Below are 19,002 nucleotides of genomic sequence, written 5' to 3'. Positions count from 1 at the left end.
ACGGATATATTCTTACATTCCAATTGATTTTATTGAGCCAGAACCTGCTGATTTTGAGTCGATAGACTCAGGTTTGCCTCGGTAGTAAATATCACCGCTGCCGGCTACTCTCGCGTTCAGGTTTTTTGTTGCGTATACCTTGCAATCTCCCGATCCTGATACGCGAACACTTACGTTTTCAGATTTAAGATGGCCGGCATTAACATTACCCGATCCACTAATATGTATTTCAAGTTCTTGTAATCCATCTCCCTCCAGGTTAATGTCTCCCGATCCGGAAATGTGGCACTCAATGTTTTCAGCCGATAAATCTTCAATAAAGATATTACCACTTCCACTTATTGCATACTTGGCATTGTCCGTTTTAATACTGCTTTTGGCTACAATATTACCCGAACCAGAAATGCTTAGATTCTTTATCTGCGATGAAGAAATATACACCTCAATATTTTTAAAGGAACTGTTCCATCCCCAACTTTTATTTTTTTTACGCTTAATTTTTAAAGTTCCATCTTCCACTTCAGTAATAATTTCATCCAAATCATCGGCATCACCTTTAATTTTAACAGAGGTTGAGTTGTCTTGTGTTACAAAGACTTTTGCATGAATCGACAAACTGATCGAGTTAAAATCTCGCACCTCACGAGTCTCCGTTTTCTGTGCAAAAACCATACTACCGCTCAATATAAAAGCGAATAAGGCAAATATGGCAACAATTTTTTTTGTCTTCATCTGTATTATAATTTTAGTGAAAAAATAAGATACTTATATAAAGACGAACAAGTCGATGAAAAGTTGCACCTTAAAAAATCATAAAAATTGGCGGGCAATTTATTCTTTTCACTATTTGTATCTACATTCGCTTAAAATTTTCACAATGGAGTTCAAGCATACAAAGAAAATACAAATTCGTTTTGGCGATATCGATCTAATGGGACACGCCAATAATGGTGTACAGTTGAGTTATTTAGACTTGGCTCGAATGGAATATTTCAAAAAAGTTTATGGGGAGGTAATTGACTGGAACGATGCAGGTTTAATCGTAGCTCATCTGGAAATTGATTATTTGTCGCCTATACTGCTAAACGACAAAATAGAAGTACATACAAAAATCTATAAAATTGGAACTAAAAGTGTCTCACTACACCAAAATATAGTCGATTTACTAACAGGCGAAATTAAAACCAGAACATCGCAGGTAATGGTTGCCTACAGTCGAAAGTTAGGTGAAAGCATAAAAGTGCCTGAAACACTAAAAATTAGAATACGCGAGTTCGAAGGAGAAGTATCAATTTGATTTTTTGAGATAACAAACGACTACTTCCAAACCGTTGGAACTCTATCAGCATCAAGAATGCAGGCAGTACAGCATGCATATCAGTAACCCACTTCACAAATAAACAACTCCACTCTGTAAGTAGATACGTCCACTTCATAAATAAAGAACGGCACACTGTATGTAGATACGCCCACTTCACCAATGAATACATCCACATCCTAAAGTGTCTGGTTAACTTGTAGTGGAGACATTAATTAGTGAAGTGCATGTCTCAAAACTTGATGTGCTAGTATTGTTGGTTGAAGTGGAGAAAGGTATATTAGAAGTGGAAGAGTTAAAGTTAGTGGTGGGAGGATGTGTGTGTCAAGTGGATCAATTGATAATGTCAATTGAATTTCTTAAATAACTCGAAATAAAATGTAGCCGAGTTCCCTTATGTGCTTTTGGAGTAATCACGCCAAAAAGGAACAATATAAATATCCGTAAAGAATTCTGAATGTTTCGTAATAGCTTGGAAGAATTGTAAGTAATCTAAACGTTGAAGTTTATTCCTCTTCTAAATACATGTCGATAAGACCTTCGGAGGTCTGCATGGTAATGGTTTTATTTTCTTCATCTATTTCAATGAAGTTTTCTTCTGCAAAAGGAATCAGAACTTCCTGATCGTTAACCGAAATAACCAGAACAATATTACCTGAGTAATCTTGAATATCTTCAATTTCACCCAATTTCCCTTTTTCCTCATCAATGTAAATGAAACCGATCAACACATTTGGATCAAGATCATCCCCTTCTGCTACATATTCAGGAACATCTTTCATGGGAATGTAAATATCGCAACCAATAAATCGCTTTGCTTTCGCTTCCGTGTCCAAATCTTCTATACCAATACGCACAGAAGAATGATTTCGCAGAGTAATACCGTTTTTAGGAATAAAAAAAGGAACCAGTCCTCCGTCGATATCGACAAGAACTGATCCCAATTTATTTTTTTCAAGAAGGTTGCTGTTTTTATTGGCAACTAATTCGCCTTTAACTCCATGAGTTTTAGTAAATGTTCCGGCCAAGTAGCAATCTTCTATTTTAAGCATATACCAATATTAAGCTTTAGTTTCATCAGAACCTTCAGAACCTTCAGCAGGAGCAGCAGGAGCAGCGGCTTCAGCAGCAGCAGCTTTTGCAGCAGCTAATTTAGCTTCTTTCTCAGCTTCTTTTGCAGCTTCTTTTGCAGCTTTCTCAGCTTCTTTTTCTGCTTTTTCTGCTTCTTTTGCAGCTTCTTTTTCTGCTTTTTCAGCTCTTGCAGCAGCTTCTTCAGCTTTCACAATAGCTTCAGCATCAGAAACTCTCTTAGCGATAATTTCTGCTCTGTCAGTGTTAATCTTAGTTTCAGCTTCTAAACGAGCTTTAGCTGCGTCATCAGCGTTTTTCGAAAGACCATCTTTCTTAGCGTTGATTTTAGCATCTTTTTCTTTCTTCCATGCTTCGTATTTTACTTCAGCAGTTGCTTCATCAAAAGCACCTTTTTTCACACCGTCTAACAAGTGCTTTTTCATCATTACACCTTCGTAAGATAAAATTGCTCTTGCAGTGTCAGTAGGCTGAGCACCGTTACCAAGCCAGTTGATAGCTTTGTCAAAATCCAAGTTAATTGTAGCAGGATTGGTGTTTGGATTATAAGATCCAATACGCTCAATGTATTTACCATCACGTGGTGATCTGCTGTCTGCTACCACAATGTGGTAGAATGCGTTTCTTTTGCGACCGTGTCTAGCGAGTCTAATTTTTACTGGCATAACTTTATTTTTATAAATGAATAAGTTGTGGTATACATACCACGATTTATAAGCGCGACAAAGATACTATTTTATTTCTGATTAGAAACACCTGTTTTAAATATATTTCAAGTTTATAACAGGCCTCTTAATAGCGCATTACATGCATCGCACCTTCAATCTCACATCTATTATTTTAGATCGCTCTTTTGGGGCGTGCCCTCCTAAAGTCGGTCGGGCTTTTCGTTTCTACTCCTCACTCGCCAGCTCGTTGCGGGGTATCCACTTCTATCCCTCACGCACTCAGATTTTAACAAATCTTATTGAATTCGAAGGCATTTCTTATTCGATATTTACTAATTTTACCCAACTTTAAGGACAGGCAGAAAAACGCCTGTAAAACAGATAGAATATACATTACCAGATAGATATAAATGACCGCATTCACGCATTTACACGTTCATTCACAATATTCCATTCTCGATGGAGCTGCCAGTGTACAAGGACTGGTTACTAAAGCCAAAGAAGATGGTATGACCGCCTTGGCGATTACCGATCATGGCAACATGTTTGGCGCAAAACAGTTTCACGATATCGCAACTAAAAATGGAGTGAAACCAATATTAGGAATCGAGGCTTATGTAGCCAGAAGAGATCGAAATCAAAAAAGTGAAAGAGAAGACCGTTCAGGATATCATTTAATTATTCTGGCCAAAAACTTGGAGGGATACCATAATTTAATGCGATTGGCATCTTTTGGATATACCGAAGGATTCTACTACAAACCAAGAATCGATCGCGAATTACTCGAGAAATACGGGGAAGGATTAATTATTAGTTCTGCTTGTTTGGGAGGAGAAATTCCTCAGAAAATTATGGCCGGTAATTTAGATGGAGCAAAAGATACCATCCGGTGGTATAAAAATTTATTTGGAGCCGATTTCTATTTGGAAATCATGCGTCATAAAACCGACGATCCTCAGGTGAATGCGAACATCTACGATAATCAGCAGTTGTGTAATGTAAAAATACTGGAATTAGGGAAAGAATTCGATGTTAAAGTAATTGCGACAAACGATTCTCATTTCTTAAATGCCGAAGATGCAGATGCTCATGATTTATTAATTTGTTTAAATACGGGTAAGGATCTTGACGATCCTAAACGAATGCGATATACGAAGCAGGAATTTTTCAAGACAAGCAATGAAATGCTCGAATTGTTTTCTGATGTTCCCGAGGCAATTACCAATACAGCAGAAATAGCCGAAAAGGTTGAAGAGTATGTGTTGGATTTGGCTCCGTTTATGCCCGATTTTCCTATTCCAGAAGGTTTCGAGGATGCCGATGCTTTTCTTCGACACTTAGCTTTCGAAGGAGCACATGAACGTTGGGGGGAGGACTTAGAGCCAAATGTTGTAGAGCGTTTGGATTTCGAGCTGGATACCATCAAGAAAATGGGATTCCCTGGTTATTTCCTGATTACATGGGATTTTATCAAGGCAGCACGGGATATGGGTGTGATTGTTGGTCCTGGTCGTGGTTCTGCTGCAGGTTCAGCTGTTGCTTATAGTATTAAAATTACCAATATCGACCCGATTAAATATGATTTACTGTTCGAGCGTTTTCTGAATCCCGATCGTATCTCCATGCCCGATGTGGATATCGATTTTGATGATGATGGTCGCCAAATGGTATTGGATTGGGTTACCGAAAAATACGGACACGATAAGGTGTCGCATATTGTTACTTTTGGAACTATGGCCGCCAAAATGGCCATTCGTGATGTTGCAAGAGTTTTAAAATTGCCACTTCCCGAAGCCGATCGACTGGCAAAAATGATTCCAGACGGGCCAAAAGTGAGCCTTAAAAAGGCATTTGCCGAGGAACCGGAATTCGCCAAAGAAAAAGATTCTGATAATCCTTTAATATCCAGAACCTTGAAGTTCGCAGAAACTTTGGAGGGTTCCATACGACAAACGGGAGTTCATGCTTGTGGTGTGATCATAGGTCGAGATCCATTAATCGAGCACATTCCTGTAATGAAGGTGAAGGATTACAATCTATTGGTAACACAGTATGATGGGCGATTTGTTGAGCCAGTTGGGATGTTGAAGATGGATTTCTTGGGTTTGAAAACGCTATCCATTATTAAAGATACATTGGCCAATATCAAATTGTCTAGAGGAATTGACATTGATGTTGATAAAATTTCTTTGACCGACGAGAAGGCGTTCGAGATGTTTGCCAAGGGTGAAACTACAGGTATATTCCAGTTTGAGTCACCAGGAATGAAAAAACATCTTCGTGCTTTAAAACCTAACCGGTTTGAAGATTTGGTTGCCATGAATGCCTTGTATCGTCCGGGACCGATGGAATACATTCCACAGTTTATTCGCCGAAAGCATGGCGAAGAAGAGATTCAGTACGATCATCCAATTATGGAAAAATATTTGGATGACACTTACGGAATTACGGTGTATCAGGAGCAAGTTATGCTTCAGTCACGAGCTTTGGCTGGATTTACCCGAGGCATGTCCGATTCATTGCGTAAAGCGATGGGTAAGAAGCAGATTAAAATGATGGATGAACTGAAGGTGAAGTTCATCAATGGATGTCACGATAATCCCGAATTTATGGAGGGGGTTAATGGTGATAATGTTAAAGCAGATAAAACAATTGAAAAGATTTGGTCCGATTGGGAGGCCTTTGCCAAATATGCATTTAATAAATCGCACTCGGTTTGTTATGCCTATATCGCTTATCAAACCGGATTTCTGAAAGCACACTATCCTGCTGAATTTATGGCTGCAGTATTAAGCCGGAATTTATCTGATATCACCAAAGTTACCATTTTTATGGATGAGTGTAAACGCATGGGAATGCCTGTATTGGGACCTGATGTGAATGAATCTTATTCTCGTTTCATGGTAAACAAAGAAGGTGACATTCGTTTTGGAATGGCTGCAATAAAAGGCGTTGGAGAACAGGCTGTTATAGATATTATTAATGAAAGAGAGAATGGGAATTTTAAATCCATTTTTGATTTTATCGAGCGGGTTAATCTTCGAACGGTTAATAAGCGAACCATGGAGAATCTGGCCATGTCTGGTGGGTTTGATAGTTTTGGCTTAAAACGAGGTCAATATTTTCATGCAGATGAATTTGATTCCACTTTCATGGAAAATTTAGTGAAATATGGAAATAAACTGCAGGCAGAAAACAACAGTATGCAACAAACCTTATTCGGGGATGTTGATGATTATGTAGTAATACCGCCAAAAATTCCGCAGTGTGCCGATTGGCATAAGTTGGAACGTTTAAATAAGGAGAAAGCTTTAATTGGCATCTACCTTTCAGCTCATCCTTTGGATGATTTTCGCTTGGAAATTGAGTCGTTCTGTAATGCGACCTTCTCTAAATTAAGCTCATCGATGGAGTTTTATAAGGATAAGGAAGTTAGTGTTGCAGGTATGGTAACTGCGGTGAGAAGAGGAACCACCAAAACGGGAAATCCTTTCGCAATTGTTACTATAGAAGACTTTACGGATTCCTATGAATTTGCGTTTTTCTCGAAAGATTTTGTTGAATATGGCAATTACTTTATCGAAGGGATTTCCATATTTATAAATGGAAGGGTGCAAACCCGAAGTTGGCCGCGCGATTCAACAGAATTGGAGTTTAAGGTGAAGGGCATTAGTTTGCTTTCCGAGGTAAGAGAAAAAAGAGTAAAAGAGATTACTGTTGAGATTCCGCTAATGAGCCTTACTAATGAGTTAATCACAGAGATGGCAAGTTGTATGGAGGAGAGTAAAGGGAATTTAAAGGTTAATTTTGTTATATTCGACAATCGAAATGTGAGAATGAAAATGTTTTCAAGATCTTGTAGGGTAAACCTTTCCAATGAATTGATTGAATATTTTAAGAATAATCCTGATATTGAATTCAAAATTAATTAACTTGCACGGGTAAATATAAAATTCAAAACAATTAAAAATAGATTACCATGACAATTGCAGTAAACGATGCTAATTTCGAAGAGGTTGTGTTGAAATCAGATAAGCCTGTATTGGTTGACTTTTGGGCAGAATGGTGTGGACCTTGCAGAATGGTTGGCCCAATTGTAGACGAGCTTTCTAAAGATTATGACGGTAAAATTGTAGTCACAAAAATGGATGTTGATAGTAGCCCTGCTACTTCTGCAAAATTCGGAATTCGTAACATTCCTACTATCCTTTTCTTTAAAGGTGGTGAAATTGTAGATAAACAGGTTGGAGCTGTACCAAAATCTAGTCTTGCTGAAAAAATTGATGCTTTATTGTAAGTATTCATTGCAAAATATTTGGGCATAGAGAGATTCTTTCTATGCCTTTTTTTTTCTTTTTTCACATTCAAAATAGTTTTTTTTGAAGCAACTTTCTGATCTAATACAATTTGAAGAATTCGATAATCTCGAGCTTTTGGCCAAGCAGATTGTTGAAGGGTTTTTAATTGGTTTGCATCGAAGTCCGTATCATGGATTTTCAGTTGAATTTGCGGAGCATCGCCTCTACAATAAAGGGGAATCAACCAAACATATCGATTGGAAATTATATGCCCGCAGCGATAAGTTATTTGTGAAACAATTTGAGGAGGAAACGAACCTAAGGGCTCATATTGTTATAGATACCTCTTCTTCAATGCTGTTTCCTTATCAGCAAAAGCACCAAACTAAACTGGGATTTTCGGTACTGTGCGCCGCAGCCTTGGTTCACTTACTAAGAAAACAAAGAGACGCAGTAGGTTTGTGTACTTTTTCCGACAAAATAGACCTGCTTATCCCGGCAAAACTTTCAAATACGCACGCTCATTTGTTGTATGCTCATTTGGGTAAATTATACAATAAAGAAGGAATTGAGAAAAACAGGGAGACCAAAATTTCAGATACATTACACAAGCTTGCCGAAGCATTGCATAAACGCTCTCTTGTAATTGTTTTTTCTGATTTTATGGGAGACGAAACTCCAAAAGAACTATTAGAATCATTGCAGCATTTGCGTTTTAATAAACATGAGGTTTTGCTGTTTTCCGTTCGGGATATCGAATTCGAAAACGAGTTTAATTTCGTGAATCGCCCCAGTCAATTTATCGATTTAGAAACAGGAGAAAACATTAAGCTTAATCCATCGGATATTAGAGAAATATACAGTAAAAAGCAAAAAGATTTTTTTAACGAGTTGGAGCTTTTGTGCGGACAGTTTGCAATCGATTATGCTGAAGCTGATATTCGAAAAGAATTTCATTCCGTTCTGCAAGCTTATTTGCTGAAAAGAAAAAAAATGAAATAAATTCATCGCTTTAGTAGCTGATAAATCGATTAATTATACTCCTCCCTCTTAATTACTAATTATTTAGTGGATGAATAATTTTCATCTTCCATGCCTTTGCATTATTTTTATGGAACACTCAATAATTTTTAACAAGTAGAGAACCCCTAAATGAAAAATTGGATTTGCCTATTCGTATTGATTTTGCTATTTGCTTGCCAGCAAAAGAGCAGTCGGTCGGTGACTTCTGATGAATCTCATGTGGAAAATGGTGTCGTTAAACAATATGATGATGCAAAAAGACTAGCAGCAGAAATCACTTTTAAGAATGGTGTTCGTCATGGTGTTACTCGGATTTATTATTCTTCTGGCGAGTTGAGTGATGAAATCATGTATGTTGATGACGAGAAGAGTGGGTTTGCTAAGAAATTCCATAAAAATGGCAAATTATATAGTCTTACTCCCTATTACAAAGATGAAAAGAATGGTATTCAGAAGAAATTCTATTCGAATGGGAATATTTGGGCTGAAACTCCATATATGAGAGGACAACCTGGTATTGGTCTTAAAGAATACAGACACGATGGTCGTTTGCGTACTAATTTTCCAAGTATCGAAATTCAGAAATTTGTGAAGGATGAAGTTGTTGTATTAACTTTGTCTTTAAGCAATTACTCCAAGAACGTTATTTTTTATGTTACTGATTTGATGGAAGGTAAATACATACCTTTTGCAGCCAAACCTATTTATGCGAAAGGTGGGTCAGCACGATTCGAAATTCCCTATACTCCTGGAATGCCCCTTGATACCTCTTTGAATATTGTCGCAAAATATCAAACGCAGGACTATAATATCGATGTTTCTCAGCGAAAATTTCAAGTAACTATTAAATAGATAACTTATTCTTTAACAAACGAGAGTTTGGAAAGGATGGGGAAATGATCAGAATATTGTTTTTTGATTCTCTGATACCCGTTACAAAGTGTATGCTCATCATGAAGAATGTAATCAATTCTAAATGAAGGGAAATCACCAACATAAGTTGTGCTGATTCCGAATCCTTTATCTCTAAAACAGTCACTAAAATCATCACCTAAGGTTTTATAGGTAAATGATTGTGGCGTGTCGTTAAAATCGCCGCAAACAATTGTCGGATGAGGTGAGCTATCCATATGTGCCCGAATAATCTTAGCTTGTTTAGCTCTTCGAACAAATGCATAACGCAATCGGAAAGAAATGTCTTTGATCTCATTTAATTCCTGTTCATCGGCTTTAAATTCTTTTTTGTTGATGAACTCGTAATTTTTACCAATAAAACGGTTCGACTGTAAATGAAGATTATAAACTCGAAGTGTTTTTTTTCCAATTTGAACATCAGCAAAAACAGCACTGCACAAATTTCCTTTCTTAAAATTGATCTCTCCTTGATTAATAATTGGATATCGTGAGAAAATTGCCACGCCGGTGCCATGCTTACTCCGAATCGAATTTTTTGCGCCAAATTCTTTTTTCAAATTGGAGATCGAAAGCAAACCTGATTCGGTTGTTCTGAATTCTTGAAAACAAATGATTCCTGCCTTAAGATCTTTGGTGAGCTGAATGATCTTGTTAGGTGTTTTTGGATCTTTGGTCCATTCGTAAATATCAAAGGAGCGAACATTATAGCTCAGTACATTAATTGAATTTTCACTAATCTCAGATTTATCAGAGACGTTAAATTGAATGAAATTGGCAAAAGACTGATAGCCAATAAGAATTGCAATAAGAGGAATCAGAAAGCTCCAACGTCTTCTCATCATCCAGTAAATAACAAATAAGATATTAATAACCAACAAGTAAGGATAAGCCAGTCCCCAAAAGGCAGGGGGCCAGAAACTATCAGGATTAATATGTGCCGCCAGATAGGAAATCAAAAGCGAGCCAGAAAATATCAGGCTGAAAATTACAAGTGATTTGTGTAGAAAGTTCTTCAAATTATTACTTCTGGTTGCTTGATTTAAAAAGTATTTCTTTTTCTTCTTTGCTTAAGCTATCGTATCCCGATTTTGCAATTTTCTCTAGAATTCCATCCAAGTGTTCCTGGTTTTGTTTTTTTGACTTGTTGTATTCTTTATCGTCCATTTTCTGGGTGTTCTTATAGCTCACTTTCATTTTACGGCGTTTAAAAAGACCAAAAAACGAATCCATTAATGAGTTAAAACCAGTCGAAATATCTTTCCCTTTCCGCAGCTGACTAATGAATAGCCAACCATAAAATGCGCCACCTAAATGCGCAAGATGACCGCCGGCATTCCCGATAGGAATACTTAAAATATCAGTAGCAATAAAGAATAAGGCAATGTGTTTTATTTTAACCGATCCAATAAACATTAGACGGACAACGTGGTTCGGCGCGTAAATTACTGTTGCCAAAACCACAGCCATAACCGAAGCGGAAGCTCCGAGTGCATACGATCCGAATCGTACGCTTTCAAAAACAGGGAATAAATTATAAGCAAAAATATATGTTGCTGCACCCGTTAAGCCACCAATCAAATAAACACTTACCAGCTTTTTCTGATCCAAATAGCTTAGGAAAATCCGGCCAAACCAGAATAACCATAGCATGTTCATTAGTATGTGCAAAAATCCTTCATGTAAAAACATGTAGGTAAACACTGTCCAAGGTCTGCTCAATAATTCATTTGTTTGTGCAGGCACCGATAACCAGTGAACAAGGAAGGGAACTTGTGAGGTTTCAAGATTAAAAAGAAAAGTTAAGACACCCACGATTTTAACAATCAGAAAAACACCAAAGTTGATGTAAATTAGTCTTGTTAAATTACTTCCTTCTTTAAATGAGTCTTTAATTCCATCCCAAATGTTTTGCTGGGAATAAGACTGATATGGATTGTTGAAATTCATGCTCATGAAATATCAATCATTAAATTATTAATAAAATCGGTTTGAATTTTTTTGCCAATATTTTATCAGGATAAAACCAAAAAGCATTCCTCCTAAATGGGCAAAATGGGCAATGTTATCGCCACTCTGTTGCTGAACTCCCATAAATAATTCAATAGCACCGTAACCAATTACGAAGTACTTTGCTTTAATAGGAATAGGAGGGAATAAAAGCATTAATTCTGTGTTTGGGAATAGCATACCAAAAGCCAACAGAATTCCAAATACGGCTCCAGAAGCTCCAATGGTTGGAACATTTATGTTTTCCGTGATCATTTGGTTTACCATTGCAATTGCCTTTTGTCTATCGAAGGCATTGCTTGGATTTTCGGCCCAGTTGTTTACAAAATCGGTTACCCAAGGTTTAACTGGCCCCATGTGGTCACGAATAAATTGCAGCATTAAATCGGGAGATGGAGTATTTGCAAAAGCATTGGCTGCATCTTTCATTGAGGAATAGTCAAGCCATCCTACAAAAGTGTGAAGCGCAGCAGCTCCAAGTCCAGTTATCATATAGTAAAGCAGGAATCTTTTTGGTCCCCATACCTCTTCCAGTACACGGCCAAACATGAACAGGGCAAACATATTAAAAAATAGATGACCTATTCCACCATGCATAAACATATGCGTAATGAACTGGTGCGGTCTGAAATATTCTGATGCAGGTTGGTGCAGAGCAAAAAGGTTATCCATGCTAAAGCCAAATCGGTCGCCAATTACCATGGTTGCGAGTAGGACTAAAACATTTATAATGATCAGGTTTTTTACAACCGGAGGGAGATTTAGGAGAGAAGATCTAAATTGACTCATTCGAATTTATTTTAATATTTTGTTTTAGCTAACAATAGTTAGACCAATTTATGATTTGTGCCTTCGATTAACAAATCTAAGACAGATTGTCACTTTATTTAAACCTGCTTTCGAGTTCCTGAGATTCAAGAACCGAAATGATTGCTTTTCCATCGGGTGTGAAATTGGGCGTAGCGCAAGCAAAAAGCTGATCGATTATGGAGCTCATTTCCTCATTAGATAGAGTTTTTCCATAGTTTAATGCAGAGGCTTTTGCCAGTGATTTGGCCAAATTCTCACGAATTTTTAGTTTCACATCCATTTGGTTCGACTTGTAATTCGCCAAAAGATTCTCAACCAGTTCCTTTGGTTCACAATTAATAATGTCGGCTGGTGTGCCGTTAATAACAAAGGTCTTTTTCCCAAATTCACGAATATCAAATCCCAAGGCTCTCACATCTTCAATTATCACCTGCAAAAGAGTATAATCCGAAGCGTTAAGTTCTATGGTTTGGGGGAATAATGTTTGTTGAGCAATTCCCTGATGATTTTCCAGCGAATTGATAAATTTTTCAAATAAAATTCGTTCATGCGCCTTACGCTGATCAATGATCATGAGGCCAGAGCGAATTGGTGTAAGTATGTATTTGTTTTTCAGCTGAAAAAAGTTCTTCGCTTTCTGAATTTGTTCCTGAGGTTGTAATTTCTTTTGAATAAATTCTTCCGATGGCTTTTGTGGCTGAAAATAATCTGGAATATTTTCCCGATCGATTGCCGCTTGGCTCAATTTCGCTTCAGATTCTCTTTTTGAGGGTTCTTCATATAAAGTTTCCCATTTTTCAGGGACTGCCTTTTTGGGACTTACACTTTGTGGAGGTGGTGTCTTCGCCTTAAATTCCTGATAGAATTGATTCGATTCAAAAGATCTGCGCTCCTCGTCGAACGGATTGTAGCTCTTCTCCCCATCAAAAGGGTTGTAGTTCAAATCTGCTTCGAAAGGGTTGAATTCAGGATTCACTTTGATCATTGGAGCTGCAATCTCAGCATTATCAGCATTACTGCCTGCCACTGGAATCTCTAAGCTGTTGTCTTCATCAAAATCGATGGAAGGCACAATATTAAATTTCCCCAAAGCCTCGCGAATGGATGCTTGAATGATTTGGTAGATCGCTCTTTCGTCCTCAAACTTAATTTCAGTTTTGGTCGGATGAATATTAATATCGATAATTTGAGGATCGACCTCAAAAAAGATAAAATAAGGTGGTATGGTTTCAGGCGGCAATATTTTATCGTAAGCCTGCATAATTGCTTTGTGAAAATAAGGGTGTCGCATATAGCGGTTGTTCACAAAAAAGAATTGTTCCCCTAAATTTCTTTTCGCATTTTTTGGCTTGCCGATAAAACCAGTCAGGTTTACAATGCTGGTGCCTGTATTTATGCTGATCAACCTTTGGTTCATGCCTTTGCCAAACACATTAATGATTCGTTGGCGAATATGACTTGCCGAGAGGTTGTAAATTTCGACATCGTTATGAAGAAGTTGAAAGGTAATTGCAGGATGAGAAAGTACGATTCGATGAAATTCGGTAATGATATTACGAAGCTCAGTAGAATTGGCTTTTAAGAATTTGCGACGAGCAGGAACATTATAAAAAAGATTTTTGACAATGAAATTACTTCCATCGCTGCAAGCCGATACTTCCTGAGAAACTTCTTCGGAACCACTAATAACAATATGAGTTCCTAATTCGTCTTCGGTTCGTTTCGTTTTCAATTCAACATTTGCAATGGCCGCAATAGAGGCGAGTGCTTCGCCACGAAAACCCATGGTTCGAATTGCAAACAGATCTTTTGCTTTTCGAATTTTCGAAGTTGCATGTCGCTCAAAAGCCAGTCGCGCATCGGTAGCGGACATACCACATCCGTTATCAATAACCTGAATTAGAGTTCTTCCGGCATCTTTCAAGTTGATTTTTATAGAGCTACCTCCAGCATCAATGGCATTCTCCACAAGCTCTTTCACAACTGAAGCTGGTCTCTGAACTACCTCACCTGCAGCAATTTGATTGGCTACATTATCAGGTAGAATCTGTATCAAATCCGACATATAAATTTCTACTTCTAAAGTTTAACTTTCTAGTAATATCGATTATTAATTTGTCTGAGCCATTTTTCGCTTCTAATAGCTAACAAATTATATATCGGCATTATACCGTTCTATTCGCTGAGCTATAAACAGCCCAAACTATTTACAAATGGTATAACGTGTTTTGTAAAATTTAAATTGTCTGATTTCAGAAATTCCGAAAAAAGACAATAATAAATATAGACAAGGAGAAATTTAAATGACTCCATCCCATCCATAAATGTATAAGTATGCTGCAATTGCAAGCAAGACAAAGATAATTAACAATCGAATGTTCGATTTGTTTCTGACGCCGCTAGAGTCTGAGTGACCATGACGTAGCTGAGTTTTCATTCGTCCTTTTATGTTGGGTATGTAGGTTTCATTTTCATCCCTTAAACCCATTTCACCGCGAATCCTTTTTTCTCGATCATCTCTTTCTTCTTTATTAGGATCCCAATATCTGGGTTGAATATTAAATTTTTTGTGTTCAGGTTTATTAAAAAAACTTGTAAATCCCATGATAAAATGTTTTATACCAGTTATAAGTGTAATGTTGTAGGTATAATTCAGATGCTTTTGCGAATCAAATTAAAAAATCTATTGTCAGAATGCAAAAGAATCAGTACAAGCAATACTTTTTGTCTAAAAAAGACTCACAAATATACCCATTTTTTCTGGATTCTTTCTTCTGTAAACTTGATTACTACTAGTTAAAATATCCTAAAAAAAGATTTGCTTCTAAGGACTTAAGTGTGTTTTTTTTTATTGTTGTTAGTACTGATGTTAGTTTAGTTTTTTGCCACACTTGTTGCAGAATAAGGCCTCTTCGACATGATCGTCGGCCAAACAATATGGACAAACCTGAGTGGATGTGGTTTTTGTAGATTGTTTGGTGAGTTCGGCAGTAACAATTCCTGTTGGAACCGCTATAATGGCATAACCGATAATCATCACAAAGCTGGCAAAAAACTGGCCAAGGGATGTTGTTGGGGAAATATCTCCGTAACCTACGGTTGTAAGGGTGACAACTGCCCAATAAATTCCACGGGGAATGCTGGTGAATCCATTTTCGCCGCCTTCTATTAAATACATTATGGTTCCAATAATGATTACCAAGGTAAGAACAGCAAAAAGAAAGACAGATATTTTAATTCTGCTTTGACGAAGGGCGCGAACAATAATGGCTCCCTCTTTGACATATCTATTAAGTTTTAAAATTCGGAAAATCCGAAGTAGGCGTAAAGCTCTAATAACCATGAAACCGTGTGATCCAGCCAAAAATAAACCTAAATAGGTTGGGAGAACCGAGAGTAAATCGATAATGCCATAAAAGCTGAAAATATAGGATTTGGGTTTTTGAATGATCCAAATTCGAAAAATGTATTCGAGAGAGAAGATACCCGTAATTAGCCATTCCGAAATCTTTAGGAAATAGTGATAATCTCTTTCGATGGAAGGCACACTTTCGAGCACAACTAAAAGGATGCTAAGAAGGATGACAACAAGCAGAGAAACATCAAATATTTTTCCAGCTTTGGTATCAGCCTCAAATATTATTTCGTAAAGACGATCTTTTGTGGTACCCATGAGTGAAAGAGATTAGGATTTTATAAGATAAACTTACTAAAAAAGTAGGGAAGAGTTTTGGATGGGGTTTAAAAAGTCTAAAAGTCGAATGGTCAAAAAGCCTGTGGTATCTTAAAATAATATAAAACTTGAGCCTTGAGTGAATCTCAAATCTGATATCGTAAATCTCATTGCTCTTTTTTTTATACTTTTGAATAAAATTTGAATAAGATGATTATAAACGATATAAAAGAAAGTTTTTTGGATGCACAAAAAGTTTTGAATGAATTTATTTCAAACGAAGCTAATTTTTCTGCTATTGAAAATGCCGGAGATGCAATGGTAAAAGCATTGCAAAACGGAGGAAAGATTATTTCTTGCGGTAATGGTGGTTCTATGTGCGATGCAATGCATTTTGCCGAGGAATTAACGGGTCGTTTTCGAGATGACAGACCTTCGATGCCTGCCGTAGCCATTTCAGATCCGAGTCATATTACCTGCGTGGCAAACGATTATGGTTTCGATTATATTTTTTCGAGATATGTGGAAGGAATGGGTCAAAAGGGAGATGTTTTTTTGGGAATTAGTACCTCAGGAAATTCGGCAAATATTATAAATGCAGTAAAGGCAGCCAAAGAAAAAGGACTAATTGTTGTTGGTTTAACTGGGAAGTCGGGTGGAGAAATGGCCGCTCTTTGCGATGTTGAAATTCGGGTGCCTTGGGAAAAATATTCTGATCGGGTGCAGGAAATTCATATAAAAGTGATTCATTGTCTGATTCAATACATCGAAGCAAAAATGAAATAGCTCTGTAGGAATTTAATTCAACGCTAAGTCACAAAGACGCCAAGATGATTTCTAAAATACGATACGAGGAAATAGGTCAGATAATAGTTGAAGCATTTTATGAGGTGCATAAGACGTGAGGCCTTAGATTTGAGATTGGCTTTGCCTCAGTTTTAAACAAATAAAACCGATTGGTATTTGAAAGAATCCTATCTGCGCAATCCCAGTAGCTGCCGGGATGATATTGATTGTCAAACATCTATCGGCATTGTATTAAAATGGTATAATAAGATGCTTAAACAAAGCATATAAAAGGGTGTCGAAATGGCATCCTTTTTTTTTGTGCTCCTATTAGGATAGGGGAGTGATTGCATAATCTGAATTATGTTATTGCTGTTTGTGATATTATTGTTACATTCATGAATCGTTTTTGTTATTTAGTAAAATCTCATAAATATGCTTGTTAAAACCTACGGAAGTGCGGTGTATGGTATTCATGCCACTACAATTACAATAGAGGTGAATGTTTTTCCCGGGGTTCGCTTTTCTCTGGTCGGATTGCCCGATAATGCCGTAAAGGAAAGTCAGCAGCGAATCGATTCAGCCTTGCGCGAGGTTGGTTACAAGATTCCCGGTAAAAAGATCATCATTAATATGGCTCCTGCCGATATTCGAAAAGAAGGATCGGCTTACGATTTGCCTTTGGCGATAGGAATACTGACAGCAACCGAGCAAATAAATTGTGAGGTGCTCGGTAATTACATTATTATGGGCGAACTCTCGCTCGATGGCAGTTTGGTTCCCATAAAAGGCGTTTTGCCCATGGCTATTCAGGCGAGAGAAGAAGGTTTTGAAGGATTAATTTTACCCAAAGCGAATGCACGGGAAGCGGCTGTCGTTGACAAGTTAAAAGTGATTGGAGCCGACAATATTAAAGAGGTAATCGAATTTTTGAAAGGCGATTTGGTAATTCCGCCAACCGAAGTGGATACGCGAGCTGAGTTTTATGCGCACTTAAATAATTTTCCTCACGATTTTGCCGATGTAAAGGGGCAGGAGAATGTGAAACGGGCTTTGGAGATTGCTGCAGCTGGCGGACACAATATTATTATGATTGGACCTCCCGGAGCTGGAAAAACCATGCTGGCCAAACGAATATCAGGCATTTTGCCTCCGCTAACACTGCAGGAAGCATTGGAAACAACAAAAATACACTCGGTGGCCGGCACCTTGGAAAAGAACAGTGCCCTGATGACGCAAAGGCCGTTTCGAAGTCCCCATCATACAATTTCGGACGTCGCTTTAGTCGGTGGAGGAACATTTCCGATGCCTGGTGAAATATCTTTAGCGCACAATGGAGTGCTGTTTTTAGATGAGTTGCCCGAATTCAGACGAACCGTGCTGGAGGTAATGCGTCAACCTTTGGAGGACAGAACAATCACCATATCGAGAGCTAAATGTACCATTGAATACCCTGCCAGCACCATGCTGATTGCTTCCATGAATCCTTGTCCGTGCGGCTACTACAACCACCCCGATAAAGATTGCCTGTGTGGCCCGGGAATGGTGCAAAAATACCTGAGTAAAATTAGCGGTCCGCTTTTGGATCGCATTGACATTCACATTGAGGTAGTTCCCGTTTCTTTCGATAAAATATCGGATCAGCGCTTGTCGGAAAAGAGCGAATTGGTTAGGCTGCGGGTTGAAAAAGCCCGACAAGTTCAAGAGAAGCGATTTGAGGAACACGATGGCGTTCATTGCAATGCGCAGATGAGTTCGAAATTGTTGCGAAAACATTGTCTGCCAAACGAGGAAGGCAACCAACTGCTAAAAACCGCCATGGAAAAGGTTGGTCTTTCGGCTCGTGCTTACGATAGAATTTTAAAAGTTTCGCGCACCATTGCCGACTTGGAAGGCTCTGAAAACATCGAAACCGACCACCTGGCCGAAGCCATTCAATACCGCAGTTTAGATCGCGATGGTTGGGGAGGGTGAGAGGTAATTAGAAATTAAGAATTAATAATATTTGTAGGGTCATGCCATGGCGTGACCTTTTCATGTATTAACCCCTAAATCCCCTAAAGGGGACTTTTTGGTACTACTTATTAAATGAAGGTGAACTATTCAGACCTATAAACTTGAATGGAAAAACTATTAAATATTTAAAAACATGGCTAGTTACTATGTGAATAAAAATGCCCAAGCAAACGGAGATCATGAAGTGCATGAGTCTGGATGCTCTTATCTTCCTAATCCTGAAAACAGGAAGGATTTAGGTTATTTCACTAATTGTAAAGATGCAGTTACTGAAGCAAAGAAAACCTACAACCAAGCGAACGGTTGTTACTATTGCTCTAAAGCTTGTCACACGAGTTAATGTGTTGATCAGTTGACTCTAAATTAAAAGCCACAGTTTTCGTGGCTTTAGTTTTGTGT

17 protein-coding genes are annotated in these 19,002 nt (G+C 37.8%); 8 read left to right on the top strand and 9 right to left on the bottom strand.

Going from position 1 to position 19,002, the window contains the following annotated elements; all coding sequences use genetic code 11:
• Window positions 1-12: 12 nt before the first annotated feature.
• Window positions 13-732, bottom strand: coding sequence for a head GIN domain-containing protein (locus tag ALGA_RS07085; RefSeq protein WP_096428663.1), 720 nt, complete (start codon window positions 730-732; stop codon window positions 13-15).
• A gap of 145 nt (window positions 733-877) precedes the next feature.
• Here ALGA_RS07085 and ALGA_RS07080 point away from each other — a divergent pair, with 145 nt between their 5' ends.
• The gene (locus tag ALGA_RS07080) at window positions 878-1,297 is read left to right on the top strand and encodes an acyl-CoA thioesterase (protein ID WP_162845396.1); all 420 of its coding nucleotides are present in this window, start codon (window positions 878-880) and stop codon (window positions 1,295-1,297) included.
• A gap of 527 nt (window positions 1,298-1,824) precedes the next feature.
• Here ALGA_RS07080 and rimM read toward each other — a convergent pair.
• Window positions 1,825-2,370: a ribosome maturation factor RimM gene (gene rimM, locus ALGA_RS07075; protein WP_096428661.1), complete on the bottom strand. Its 546-nt coding sequence runs from the start codon at window positions 2,368-2,370 to the stop codon at window positions 1,825-1,827.
• A 9-nt stretch (window positions 2,371-2,379) separates the two neighbouring features.
• Window positions 2,380-3,072 (bottom strand): 30S ribosomal protein S16, encoded by a 693-nt coding sequence (locus ALGA_RS07070; RefSeq protein WP_096428660.1) that lies wholly within the window; start codon window positions 3,070-3,072, stop codon window positions 2,380-2,382.
• Between the two features lie 413 nt (window positions 3,073-3,485).
• Here ALGA_RS07070 and dnaE point away from each other — a divergent pair, with 413 nt between their 5' ends.
• The 4 genes from dnaE to ALGA_RS07050 all read left to right on the top strand — a co-directional run bounded on the left by dnaE (window position 3,486) and on the right by ALGA_RS07050 (window position 9,248).
• Window positions 3,486-7,007, top strand: coding sequence for a DNA polymerase III subunit alpha (dnaE, locus tag ALGA_RS07065; RefSeq protein WP_096428659.1), 3,522 nt, complete (start codon window positions 3,486-3,488; stop codon window positions 7,005-7,007).
• A 47-nt stretch (window positions 7,008-7,054) separates the two neighbouring features.
• A complete protein-coding gene (gene trxA, locus ALGA_RS07060) occupies window positions 7,055-7,372 on the top strand; it encodes a thioredoxin (RefSeq protein ID WP_096428658.1) in 318 nt (105 codons plus the stop codon).
• An 82-nt stretch (window positions 7,373-7,454) separates the two neighbouring features.
• Complete coding sequence (locus tag ALGA_RS07055) at window positions 7,455-8,375, top strand: DUF58 domain-containing protein (protein ID WP_096428657.1); 921 nt, start codon at window positions 7,455-7,457, stop codon at window positions 8,373-8,375.
• Window positions 8,376-8,525: 150 nt separating this feature from the next.
• Window positions 8,526-9,248: a toxin-antitoxin system YwqK family antitoxin gene (locus ALGA_RS07050; RefSeq protein ID WP_096428656.1), complete on the top strand. Its 723-nt coding sequence runs from the start codon at window positions 8,526-8,528 to the stop codon at window positions 9,246-9,248.
• 5 nt (window positions 9,249-9,253) lie between these two features.
• Here ALGA_RS07050 and ALGA_RS07045 read toward each other — a convergent pair whose 3' ends face one another.
• The 6 genes from ALGA_RS07045 to ALGA_RS07020 all read right to left on the bottom strand — a co-directional run bounded on the left by ALGA_RS07045 (window position 9,254) and on the right by ALGA_RS07020 (window position 15,801).
• Window positions 9,254-10,327, bottom strand: a complete 1,074-nt coding sequence (locus ALGA_RS07045) for an endonuclease/exonuclease/phosphatase family protein (protein ID WP_096428655.1) — start codon at window positions 10,325-10,327, stop codon at window positions 9,254-9,256.
• 4 nt (window positions 10,328-10,331) lie between these two features.
• Window positions 10,332-11,264 carry a rhomboid family protein gene (locus ALGA_RS07040; protein WP_231706081.1) on the bottom strand — a complete coding sequence of 311 codons (933 nt, stop codon included), beginning with the start codon at window positions 11,262-11,264 and terminating at the stop codon, window positions 10,332-10,334.
• Between the two features lie 21 nt (window positions 11,265-11,285).
• Window positions 11,286-12,107, bottom strand: coding sequence for a rhomboid family intramembrane serine protease (locus ALGA_RS07035; protein WP_096428654.1), 822 nt, complete (start codon window positions 12,105-12,107; stop codon window positions 11,286-11,288).
• A 94-nt stretch (window positions 12,108-12,201) separates the two neighbouring features.
• Window positions 12,202-14,193, bottom strand: coding sequence for a DNA mismatch repair endonuclease MutL (gene mutL / locus ALGA_RS07030; protein ID WP_096428653.1), 1,992 nt, complete (start codon window positions 14,191-14,193; stop codon window positions 12,202-12,204).
• Between the two features lie 234 nt (window positions 14,194-14,427).
• A complete protein-coding gene (locus tag ALGA_RS07025) occupies window positions 14,428-14,733 on the bottom strand; it encodes a hypothetical protein (RefSeq protein ID WP_096428652.1) in 306 nt (101 codons plus the stop codon).
• Window positions 14,734-14,997: 264 nt separating this feature from the next.
• Window positions 14,998-15,801 (bottom strand): ion transporter, encoded by an 804-nt coding sequence (locus ALGA_RS07020; RefSeq protein ID WP_096428651.1) that lies wholly within the window; start codon window positions 15,799-15,801, stop codon window positions 14,998-15,000.
• Between the two features lie 210 nt (window positions 15,802-16,011).
• Between ALGA_RS07020 and lpcA the strand changes: the two genes are divergently transcribed.
• From lpcA to ALGA_RS07005, 3 genes are all read left to right on the top strand, one after another.
• Window positions 16,012-16,587 carry a D-sedoheptulose 7-phosphate isomerase gene (gene lpcA, locus ALGA_RS07015; RefSeq protein WP_096428650.1) on the top strand — a complete coding sequence of 192 codons (576 nt, stop codon included), beginning with the start codon at window positions 16,012-16,014 and terminating at the stop codon, window positions 16,585-16,587.
• Between the two features lie 435 nt (window positions 16,588-17,022).
• The gene (locus ALGA_RS07010) at window positions 17,023-18,561 is read left to right on the top strand and encodes a YifB family Mg chelatase-like AAA ATPase (protein WP_096428649.1); all 1,539 of its coding nucleotides are present in this window, start codon (window positions 17,023-17,025) and stop codon (window positions 18,559-18,561) included.
• A gap of 175 nt (window positions 18,562-18,736) precedes the next feature.
• On the top strand, window positions 18,737-18,943 hold the full coding sequence (locus tag ALGA_RS07005) for a hypothetical protein (protein ID WP_096428648.1): 207 nt from the start codon (window positions 18,737-18,739) through the stop codon (window positions 18,941-18,943).
• Window positions 18,944-19,002 lie beyond the last annotated feature (59 nt).

It is taken from the genome of Labilibaculum antarcticum (assembly GCF_002356295.1).
GTDB lineage: Bacteria > Bacteroidota > Bacteroidia > Bacteroidales > Marinifilaceae > Labilibaculum > Labilibaculum antarcticum.
Note: the sequence above shows the minus strand (reverse complement) of the source record. Positions and strands in the feature narration are given on the sequence as shown.

Bases quoted from the DNA above. Each gene is read 5' to 3' on its own strand.
- ALGA_RS07085 (WP_096428663.1), bottom strand. From the start codon at position 732: ATGAAGACAAAAAAAATTGTTGCCATATTTGCCTTATTCGCTTTTATA.
- ALGA_RS07080 (WP_162845396.1), top strand. From the start codon at position 878: ATGGAGTTCAAGCATACAAAGAAAATACAAATTCGTTTTGGCGATATC.
- rimM (WP_096428661.1), bottom strand. From the start codon at position 2,370: ATGCTTAAAATAGAAGATTGCTACTTGGCCGGAACATTTACTAAAACT.
- ALGA_RS07070 (WP_096428660.1), bottom strand. From the start codon at position 3,072: ATGCCAGTAAAAATTAGACTCGCTAGACACGGTCGCAAAAGAAACGCA.
- dnaE (WP_096428659.1), top strand. From the start codon at position 3,486: ATGACCGCATTCACGCATTTACACGTTCATTCACAATATTCCATTCTC.
- trxA (WP_096428658.1), top strand. From the start codon at position 7,055: ATGACAATTGCAGTAAACGATGCTAATTTCGAAGAGGTTGTGTTGAAA.
- ALGA_RS07050 (WP_096428656.1), top strand. From the start codon at position 8,526: ATGAAAAATTGGATTTGCCTATTCGTATTGATTTTGCTATTTGCTTGC.
- ALGA_RS07040 (WP_231706081.1), bottom strand. From the start codon at position 11,264: ATGAGCATGAATTTCAACAATCCATATCAGTCTTATTCCCAGCAAAAC.
- ALGA_RS07035 (WP_096428654.1), bottom strand. From the start codon at position 12,107: ATGAGTCAATTTAGATCTTCTCTCCTAAATCTCCCTCCGGTTGTAAAA.
- mutL (WP_096428653.1), bottom strand. From the start codon at position 14,193: ATGTCGGATTTGATACAGATTCTACCTGATAATGTAGCCAATCAAATT.
- ALGA_RS07025 (WP_096428652.1), bottom strand. From the start codon at position 14,733: ATGGGATTTACAAGTTTTTTTAATAAACCTGAACACAAAAAATTTAAT.
- ALGA_RS07020 (WP_096428651.1), bottom strand. From the start codon at position 15,801: ATGGGTACCACAAAAGATCGTCTTTACGAAATAATATTTGAGGCTGAT.
- lpcA (WP_096428650.1), top strand. From the start codon at position 16,012: ATGATTATAAACGATATAAAAGAAAGTTTTTTGGATGCACAAAAAGTT.
- ALGA_RS07010 (WP_096428649.1), top strand. From the start codon at position 17,023: ATGCTTGTTAAAACCTACGGAAGTGCGGTGTATGGTATTCATGCCACT.
- ALGA_RS07005 (WP_096428648.1), top strand. From the start codon at position 18,737: ATGGCTAGTTACTATGTGAATAAAAATGCCCAAGCAAACGGAGATCAT.